Genomic DNA, 2,873 nt, shown 5'->3' with positions numbered 1-2,873 from the left:
TTGGAGCCAACATCAACCAGTTAGCAAGCCATCTGGTCAGACAAGCGACATTGAAAGGTTAATTGTGCTTTCAGACAAAGATGTGCAAGACTGGTGAGAAAAACACTTTCATTTTCTAAAAAGCTAACTAATCCCATTAGGTTAATAAAATATTTTTATTTTTGATTACCATAGATAATTGAGAACCTTACCTATTAGCAATATCCTTAAATTTATATTTAATTATAATTTTATGATTAAATATAAAATTTAAATTGTAAATTATGTAAATAAATCTTATTATTAATAAGAAAAAAAACAAAATATTATAAAATTTACTAATAAATTAAAAAATAGAATCCTATGCAATTAAAATATATAGATGGCGATATTCCTAGCAGCTACTCTGCTCTTTCTTGCAGTCCAGACTCAAAATTAAGCCAAGGTACAATAAACAATGGTAAAACATATATTCTTTTAGGAAGCTTTGAAAAAACATACCCTTTAATGCGTAGAATTGGAATTGGAATATATGTAGCTTTTAAGACTTTATGTACGTTAGGCTTGGGACTTTTTTCTGAAAGTGTTCGAGAAGATTGGAAGTCTTTTTGGAGCGGTAAAAAAAGTAAAATTATTTACTCTTCTTCTCCCTCATTTTTACCAACTAAACTTTTAGCAGACCAAGGCGATGCAAAAGCTCAATATAATCTTGGAGTCGTATATGCCACTGGGCGGGGTGTGACACAATCAGATCAAGAAGCTATTAAATATTACAAACTCGCTGCCGAACAAGGTGATGCAGATGCTCAATATGCTCTTGGATTTATGTATGCCAATGGGCGGGGTGTGACACAATCAGATCAAGAAGCTTTTAAATATTTTAAACTTGCTGCCGAACAAGGCGATGCAAAAGCTCAATATAATTTTGGAGTCATATATGCCAATGGGTTGGGTATTACACAATCAGATGCAGAAGCTTTTAAATATTTTAAACTTGCTGCCGATCAAGGTCATGCAGATGCTCAATATAACCTTGGAGTCAGGTATGCCAATGGGCGAGGTGTGACACAATCAGGTCAAGAAGCTATTAAATATTACAAACTCGCTGCCGAACAAGGTCATGCAGATGCTCAATATAACCTTGGAGTCAGGTATGCCAATGGGCGAGGTGTGACACAATCAGGTCAAGAAGCTATTAAATATTACAAACTCGCTGCCGAACAAGGTCATGCAGATGCTCAATATGCTCTTGGATTTATGTATGCCAATGGACTGGGTATTACACAATCAGATACAGAAGCTTTTAAATATTTTAAACTTGCTGCCGAACAAGGCCATGCAGATGCTCAATACAACCTCGGAGTCAGATATTCCAATGGACGAGGTGTTATGCAATCAGATCAAGAAGCTTTTAAATATTTTAAACTCGCTGCCGATCAAGGCGATGTAAATGCTCAATATAATCTTGGAGTCATCTATGACAATGGGCAGGGTGTGACACAATCAGATCAAGAAGCTATTAAATATTATAAACTCGCTGCCGATCAAGGTCATGCAGATGCCCAATATAATCTTGGAGTCGTATATGCCAATGGGCAGGGTATTACACAATCAGATCAAGAAGCTATTAAATATTACAAACTCGCTGCCGATCAAGGTGATGCAGATGCCCAATGCGAGCTTGGAGTCATATATGCCAATGGGCGGGGTGTGACACAATCAGATCAAGAAGCTTTTAAATATTTTAAACTCGCTGCTGATCAAGGTGATGCAGATGCCCAATACGAGCTTGGAGTCATCTATGCCAATGAGCGGGGTGTGACACAATCAGATCAAGAAGCTTTTAAATATTTTAAACTCGCTGCCGATCAAGGTGATGCAGATGCCCAATACGAGCTTGGAGTCATATATGCCAATGGGCGGGGTGTGACACAATCAGATCAAGAAGCTTTTAAATATTTTAAACTCGCTGCCGATCAAGGCCATGCCGATGCCCAATTCGAGCTTGGAACTCTGTAAAAAAGGGCAAGAAGTTGAATAATCCAGTCAACTAGCTCTAAGATATTATCAACTTGCTACTGAACAAGGGAATGCTTAGGCAGCAATAAAAATTGGCTTTATTATTTCTCAACAAAACTAACTAAATTGGTTTAAAATTAAAATTTATATTTTAATAAATTCAAAAGGAAACCATATATAATTAAATTTATAGCCGACTTTTCTCTCAAATAATCTGTTTTTTAAGCTCCAAGTTTAGCCCAAAATAAAGCAATATTTAAGATCCATGTGTTTTTAGGAAACTTGGAAAAAGCCTATCCTTTAAAGCTTAGAATTGTGGCTAGAATGCACAAAGCTTTTAAGAATTTATCACCTTGAGCTTTGAGATTTTTTAAAAGCGTTAGAAAAGTTTGAAAATCTTATTAAAACAATAAAATATTAAAAATATTTACAAATTTTCCTCATTAATAAAAGGAAATTAAATAGATGTAAATTTATTTAATTTTAAATGTCTAATTATTTTAATAATAGATTGCTAAAAGATAAGTTTAATAAATTAAATTTGGTTTTAAATAGGTAAGGTTCTCAATTATCTATGGTAATCACAAATAAAATATTTTATTAACCCAATGGGATTAGTTAGCTTTTTAGAAAATGAAAGTGTTTTTCTCACCAGTCTTGCACACCTTTGTCTGAGAGTACAATTAATCTTTCAAGGTAGCTTGTCTGACCAAATGGCTTGCTAACTGGTTGAAGTCGGCTCCAAGGAATGGTTTCCCAATAGACATTAATTTATCAGCGAAATAGAGGGCTTATTTTTAAGGATTCAGGCAGTTTGGCAAAAAGAAGCCCAGCGGTTTTTTATCTCGAAGATCCACTAGCCTAGCAAGCACTTG

1 protein-coding gene and 2 pseudogenes are annotated in these 2,873 nt (G+C 34.8%); 2 read left to right on the top strand and 1 reads right to left on the bottom strand.

The features are described 5' to 3' along the window. Together BU804_RS11105 and BU804_RS11100 are read left to right on the top strand one after the other, a co-directional pair. Positions 1-178, top strand: a pseudogene (locus BU804_RS11105) (IS1 family transposase); the annotation flags it as partial. Between the two features lie 164 nt (positions 179-342). After that, positions 343-1,998 carry an SEL1-like repeat protein gene (locus BU804_RS11100; protein ID WP_079988570.1) on the top strand — a complete coding sequence of 552 codons (1,656 nt, stop codon included), beginning with the start codon at positions 343-345 and terminating at the stop codon, positions 1,996-1,998. 568 nt (positions 1,999-2,566) lie between these two features. Here the strand turns inward: BU804_RS11100 and BU804_RS14475 are convergent. After that, positions 2,567-2,873 (bottom strand): annotated as a pseudogene (locus tag BU804_RS14475) (IS1 family transposase); the annotation flags it as partial.

Source organism: Candidatus Protochlamydia sp. W-9 (genome assembly GCF_001950615.1).
Lineage (GTDB): Bacteria > Chlamydiota > Chlamydiia > Chlamydiales > Parachlamydiaceae > Protochlamydia > Protochlamydia amoebophila.
Note: the sequence above shows the minus strand (reverse complement) of the source record. Positions and strands in the feature narration are given on the sequence as shown.

What these genes read in the sequence shown, in the direction of transcription:
- BU804_RS11100 (WP_079988570.1), top strand. Translation starts at nt 343, where the DNA reads ATGCAATTAAAATATATAGATGGCGATATTCCTAGCAGCTACTCTGCT.